Annotated in this window: 4 protein-coding genes and 1 pseudogene; 4 read left to right on the top strand and 1 reads right to left on the bottom strand. The window is 71.8% G+C overall.

What is annotated here, in order from left to right:
* The 3 genes and pseudogenes from ABT078_RS22860 to ABT078_RS22850 all read left to right on the top strand — a co-directional run.
* Positions 1-216: pseudogene (locus ABT078_RS22860) on the top strand (DUF3459 domain-containing protein); the annotation flags it as partial.
* Positions 217-241: 25 nt separating this feature from the next.
* Positions 242-1,276: a LacI family DNA-binding transcriptional regulator gene (locus ABT078_RS22855; protein ID WP_351230526.1), complete on the top strand. Its 1,035-nt coding sequence runs from the start codon at positions 242-244 to the stop codon at positions 1,274-1,276.
* 86 nt (positions 1,277-1,362) lie between these two features.
* The gene (locus tag ABT078_RS22850; RefSeq protein ID WP_351230524.1) at positions 1,363-2,247 is read left to right on the top strand and encodes a phosphatase PAP2 family protein; all 885 of its coding nucleotides are present in this window, start codon (positions 1,363-1,365) and stop codon (positions 2,245-2,247) included.
* 400 nt (positions 2,248-2,647) lie between these two features.
* On the opposite strand, the gene ABT078_RS22845 is transcribed toward ABT078_RS22850, so the two are convergent.
* Positions 2,648-5,635 (bottom strand): bifunctional [glutamine synthetase] adenylyltransferase/[glutamine synthetase]-adenylyl-L-tyrosine phosphorylase, encoded by a 2,988-nt coding sequence (locus tag ABT078_RS22845; RefSeq protein WP_351230552.1) that lies wholly within the window; start codon positions 5,633-5,635, stop codon positions 2,648-2,650.
* A 143-nt stretch (positions 5,636-5,778) separates the two neighbouring features.
* Between ABT078_RS22845 and ABT078_RS22840 the strand changes: the two genes are divergently transcribed.
* Positions 5,779-6,324 (top strand): pyridoxamine 5'-phosphate oxidase family protein, encoded by a 546-nt coding sequence (locus tag ABT078_RS22840; protein ID WP_351230522.1) that lies wholly within the window; start codon positions 5,779-5,781, stop codon positions 6,322-6,324.
* The last annotated feature ends 15 nt before the right edge of the window (positions 6,325-6,339 follow it).

Genomic DNA, 6,339 nt, shown 5'->3' with positions numbered 1-6,339 from the left:
CCGGGGCTGGGCGCGGGTGAAGCGGTGACCTGGCTGGACGCGCCCGACGGCGTCCTCGCCCTCGCCCGCGACGGATTCGTCTGCACCACCAACACGCGCGGCACGGAAGTGGAACTGCCCGTACCGGGTCGCGTGCTCCTGTCGTCCGCGACACCCGAGTTCACCGGTGGGACGGTTCGCCTTCCCGCCGACTCCAGCACGTGGTGGGCAATCTGACATGCGACCGGTACAGTCCAATCCCATGACCGCACGGCTTGCCGACATCGCAGCCCAGGCGGGGGTCAGCGAAGCCACGGTCAGCCGAGTGCTCAACGGCAAGCCAGGCGTGGCCACGACCACCCGCGAATCGGTGCTCGCCGCACTCGACGTCCTCGGCTATGAGCGTCCGGTCCGACTGCGCAGGCGCAGCGCCGGACTCGTCGGACTTATCACGCCAGAGCTGGAAAATCCGATATTTCCGGCCCTGGCCCAGGTCATCGGTCAAGCGCTGACCCGCCAGGGCTACACGCCCGTGCTGGCCACCCAGACCCCCGGCGGCTCCACCGAGGACGAGCTCACCGAGATGCTCGTGGACCGCGGGGTGTCCGGCATCATCTTCGTCTCCGGACTGCACGCCGACACCAGCGCCGACATGCAGCGCTACGAGAAGCTGCGCGCCCAGGGCGTGCCGTTCGTCCTCGTCGACGGCTTCGCGCCGCAGGTGCAGGCCCCGTTCATCTCGCCCGACGACCGGGCGGCGATGCGGCTCGCGGTGACGCATCTCGTCGCCCTCGGCCACACCCGGATCGGCCTCGCGCTCGGTCCGAAGCGATTCGTCCCGGTTCTCCGGAAGATAGAGGGTTTCGTCAAGGCGGTCAGGGAACAGCTGGGCCTGACGGACCAGGAGATCGAGGCGGAGCTCATCCAGCACTCCCTCTACACCCTGGAGGGCGGCCAGGCCGCGGCGTCCGCACTGATGGACCGGGGCTGCACGGCGGTGGTGTGCGCGAGCGACATGATGGCGCTCGGCGCGATCCGGGCGGCGCGCCAGCGCGGACTCGAAGTACCGGACGACATCTCGGTCGTCGGCTTCGACGACTCCCCGCTCATCGCCTTCACCGACCCGCCGCTGACGACGATCCGCAAACCGGTGCCGGCGATGGGCCAGGCGGCGGTACGGACGCTGCTGGAGGAGATCGGCGGGACGCCCGCGCCCCACAGCGAGTTCGTCTTCATGCCGGAATTGGTCGTACGCGGTTCAACGGCTTCGGGACCCGGGGTTGTACCCGGTTCCTAGGTAGTACTCAGGACGTACCGCCCGCCGTCGGAACCCGCCCGGGGGATGATCGGACGAGAGTGATGCATCTGGCAGACTCTCTCCCTATGGGTGAATCGACCGTGAAGACTTTGGAAGGCCGGACGGCCCCTCCGTCACCCATGGTGAGCGGGGAGAGTCCGGCCCCGGAGCGCGGACGGCTGCGCGGACTGCGGACGCCGCGACGGCCCCGGATCTGGTTCGAGATCCTGCTCATCGCGGTCAGTTACTGGATCTACTCCCTCATCCGCAACGCGGTGCCGGAGCAGAAGGCGCAGGCCCTGCGCAACGCCGACTGGATCTGGCAGGCCGAGAAGGCGCTGGGCATCGCGGTCGAACAGACGGTCAACCACGCCGTGAACTCGGTGACATGGCTGGTCGTGACGATGAACTACTACTACGCCACCCTGCACTTCCTGGTGACCATCGGCGTGCTCGTCTGGCTCTACCGCCGGCACCCCGGCCGCTATGCCGCGGCGCGATCCGTCATCTTCGCGACGACGGGCGTCGCCCTCGTCGGGTACTACCTGTACCCGCTGGCCCCGCCGCGCCTGATGACCGGCAAGAACTTCATCGACACCGTGCTGGTGCACCACACCTGGGGTTCGATGGCCTCGGGCAATCTGAAGAACATGTCGAACCAGTACGCCGCGATGCCGTCGATGCACATCGGCTGGTCGCTGTGGTGCGGGCTCATCATCGTCGCGCTGGCGTCGGCGCCGTGGGTGAAGATCCTCGGCGTGCTGTACCCGACCCTCACGCTCATAGTCATCGTCGCGACGGCCAATCACTTCTGGCTCGACGCGGTGGGCGGCCTCCTGTGCCTCGCCTTCGGCTACGGCGTGTCGTACGTGCTGTACGGGGCGATGCCGCACCGCCTGCCACGACAGGTCGCGGTCGTGGAGGGAGCTGTCCCCGCCACCCCGGCAGAACTGAACGTCGCACGACGCTGACATGTCGCCGAGGCGGCGCCCGAGGGGCCCCGGTCACAGCCCGTAAGTGTGGTGGGCATACGGCCCGCCCCGGTACGGGTACGGGTACCGGTGCCGTTCCGACTCCACCCGGGGCGGCCTCGTCGTCCCGAGCACCGTCCAGTGAACCCCGGGGCGGTCCTCGGACGCCGGACGGGCCGAGGAGGTGGCGAGCGCCTTCACCGGGCACCGCGGGATCCCGCGCACCCCGACGGCCCGGTGGGCCACGGCCGCAGGCGGCACACCGGGCTCGTGCCCGCGGACAGCGCGGCTGCGCGCGCTCGGTCGCGCAGGGCCTGCGAGCGCATACCGCGGGACGCCTTCGCACGCACCTCATGGGGCTGTCCCCTCCAGCGGGCTCCCGCCCTGGACCCCCCTCCCCCTACGCCCCGTAGAACAACTCCTCGACCACCGCCCGCGCCCTCCGCGTCGTCCGCCGGTAGTCGTCGACCATCTCGCCCACGTGCCCCGGCCCGTACCCCAGGTACCGCCCCACCGCCCCCAGTTCACGGGACTCCGACGGGAAGGTGTCGCCCGCCCGCCCGCGGACCAGCATGACGCCGTTGCGGACACGGGAGGCGAGGACCCAGGCGTCGTCGAGGATCTGGGCGTCCTCGGTGGGGAGGAGACCCGCTGCATGGGCGGCCGCGAGGGCCTGGCGGGTGCCCGTGGTGCGCAGCCCGGGCTCGGCCCAGCCGTGGCTCATCTGGAGGAGCTGGACCGTCCACTCGACGTCGCTGAGGCCGCCGCGGCCCAGCTTGGTGTGAAGGGTCGGGTCCGCGCCGCGCGGGAGGCGTTCCGTCTCCATGCGTGCCTTGAGCCGGCGGATCTCGCGGACCGCGTCCTCGCCGAGCCCTTCCGGGGGATAGCGCAGCGGGTCGATCAGCTCGATGAAGCGCGCGCCCAGGTCCGCGTCGCCCGCCATCGGTTCGGCGCGCAGGAGCGCCTGGCTCTCCCAGACGAGCGACCAGCGCCGGTAGTACGCGGCGTACGAGGCGAGGGTGCGCACGAGGGGGCCGGTCTTGCCCTCCGGACGCAGGTCCGCGTCGATCAGCAACGGCGGGTCGGCGGTGGGGAGTTGCAGGAGGCGCCGCAGCTCGGCGACGACGGTGTTCGCGGCCTGCGCGGCCTCCTGTTCGTCGACGCCTTCGCGCGGCTCGTGCACGAAGAGGACGTCCGCGTCGGAGCCGTACGAGAGCTCGTGCCCGCCGAAGCGGCCCATGCCGATGACGGCGAAGCGGGTGGGGAGGGTGTCGCCCCACTGGTTGCCCACGACCGCTCGGAGCGCGCCCGCGATCGTCGCCGCGTTGAGGTCGGTGACCGCGTTGCCGACGCGGTCGACGAGCGCGCCCGGGTCCTGTTCGGCGGGGCTCTCCTCGGTGCCGTACGAGCCGATCAGATCCGCCGCGGCCGTGCGGAACAGCTCGCGCCGCCGCACTCCGCGGGCCGCCGCGACCGCCGCCTCGGCACCGTCCGCGCGGCCGACCGCGGCCAGCACCTCCTGCTCCAGGTGGTCCCGGCTGCGCGGCTTCAGCCCTTCCGGGTCGCCGAGGATGGCCACCGCCTCCGGGGCGCGCAGCAGCAGGTCGGGGGCGAGGCGGCCGGCGGACAGGACGCGTGCGAGGTTCTCCGCGGCGGCGCCCTCGTCGCGCAGCAGCCGCAGGTACCAGGGCGTCTTGCCGAGCGCGTCGGACACCTTGCGGAAGCCGAGCAGGCCCGCGTCCGGATCGGCCGAGTCGGCGAACCAGCCCAGCAGCACGGGCAGCAGCGTCCGCTGGATCGCCGCCTTGCGCGTGACCCCGGACGACAGGGCCTCCAGATGGCGCAGGGCGGCGGCCGGGTCGGCGTAGCCGAGCGCTTCGAGGCGCTGCCTGGCGGCCTGGGTGCTGAGCCGGATCTCGCCGGGCGCCAGCTGCGCGACCGCGTCCAGCAGCGGCCGGTAGAACAGCTTCTCGTGCAGCCGCCGTACGGCCGCCGCGTGCCGCCGCCACTCCTTGTTGAGCTCGGCGACCGGGTCGGTGCGCAGCCCGAGCGAGCGTCCGAGGCGGCGCAGGTCCTCCTCGCCCTCCGGTACGAGGTGGGTGCGGCGCAGCCGGAACAGCTGGATGCGGTGCTCCATCGCCCGCAGGAACCGGTACGCCTCGTCGAGCTGGGACGCGTCCGTGCGCCCCACGTATCCGCCGACCGCGAGCGCCTTCAGCGCGTCGAGCGTGGTGCCGCTGCGCAGCGACGCGTCACTGCGGCCGTGCACCAACTGCAGCAACTGGACGGCGAATTCGACGTCGCGCAGCCCGCCCGGGCCGAGTTTCAGCTCGCGGTCGATCTGGGCGACGGGAATGTTGTCGACGACCCGGCGGCGCATCTTCTGCACGTCGGGGACGAAGTTCTCGCGCTCCGACGCCTGCCAGACGAGAGGGGAGACGGCCTCGATGTACTCGGCCCCCAGCTCGGGGTCCCCGGCCACCGCCCGGGCCTTCAGCAGCGCCTGGAACTCCCAGGTCTTCGCCCACCGCTGGTAGTACGCGAGATGGCTGGAGAGCGTACGGACCAGCGGGCCGTGCCGGCCCTCCGGTCGCAGATTGGCGTCGACGGGCCAGATCGCGCCCTCGACCGTGGTCTCCGAACAGATCCGCATGAGGTGGGAGGCGAGCCGGGTCGCGGCCTTGAGCGCCTTGGGCTCGTCGGCCCCGTCCGCAGGTTCCCCGACGAAGATCACGTCGACGTCGGAGACGTAGTTGAGCTCATGGCCGCCGCACTTGCCCATCGCGATCACCGCGAGCCGGCAGAGGGCGGCGTCCTCGGGCGCGGCGGTACGGGCGATGGCGAGCGCCGCGCGCAACGTCGCCGTCGCGAGGTCGGCGAGCTCGGCCGCCGTCTGGGCGACATTCGTGGTCCCGCACACGTCACGCGCCGCTATGGACAGCAGGCAGCGACGGTACGCGACGCGCAGCGAGACCGGGTCGGTGGCCTCGGCGAGGCCGCGCTCGAACTCCTCCACACCCGGGTGCAGATCGACCGCCTCGTACGTCACCAGCGCGTACCAGTCGCGCGGGTGCCGCGCCAGATGATCACCCAGCGCCTCGGACGCGCCGAGCACGCCGAGGAGCCGGTCCCGCAGCGGTTTCGCGGAGATCAGGGTGTCGAGGAGGCCCTGCCGCTCGTCGGGGGCCTGTGCCTCGACGAGCCGTACGAGCCCCCGCAGCGCCAAGTCGGGGTCGGCGGTGGCACCCAGCGCGTCGAGGAGCACGGAGTCGGTCCGTACGGGGGCCATCTCCGGCAGGTCGAGGAAGCGCTCGGCGACCGCGGGATGGGTGAAGCCGTGCCGCAGCAAACGGGTGAACGTACTGCTTCTGCGCCCCGGCACCGTCATCCCGCCGCCTCCGATCACGCACCCGATCAAAGTCCCGGTCCGAGCCTAACCGGAGGGGACTGTTTGCGATGAGTCCGGTCGGCGGGCGGAGTCAGCACTTCACGGGGACGATGTGAAGGACGAGGGACCGAGAGGACTCCGCCATGCCGGCTCAGGCACAGACGCAGACGCAGACGCAGGAACCGAAGACCGACCTGGACACGCGCTACAGCTCTCCCGGCGCCACCGCGACGCCCTGGGCCGAGGTCGTGTCGCGTCTGGAGAAGGCCGAGATCTTCTGGCTCTCGACGGTACGCCCCGACGGGCGGCCCCATGTCACCCCGCTGATGACGGTGTGGGCGGACGGCGCGCTCCACTTCGCCACCGGCGAGCAGGAGCGCAAGGCCCTGAACCTCGCCGCCAACCCGCACGTCGCCCTCACCACGGGCACCAACGCCTACGGCGAGGGCTGCGACCTGGTGGTGGAGGGCGAGGCGGTCCGGGTCACCGACGAGGAGCGGCTGGCCGGGCTGGCGGCGGCGTGGGAGGCGAAGTACGGACCTGACTGGCACTTCGAGGTGCGGGACGAGGCGTTCGCCTCCGGGGACCACGGGGGCCGCGCCCTGGTCTTCGGGGTGGCGCCCCGTACCGCCTTCGGGTTCGGCAGGGGCGAGCGCTACACCCAGACCCGCTGGCGTTTCACCGGCTGAGCCCGAACTCAGGGC

The organism is Streptomyces sp. NPDC002133, assembly GCF_040296405.1.
Lineage (GTDB): Bacteria > Actinomycetota > Actinomycetes > Streptomycetales > Streptomycetaceae > Streptomyces.
Note: the sequence above shows the minus strand (reverse complement) of the source record. Positions and strands in the feature narration are given on the sequence as shown.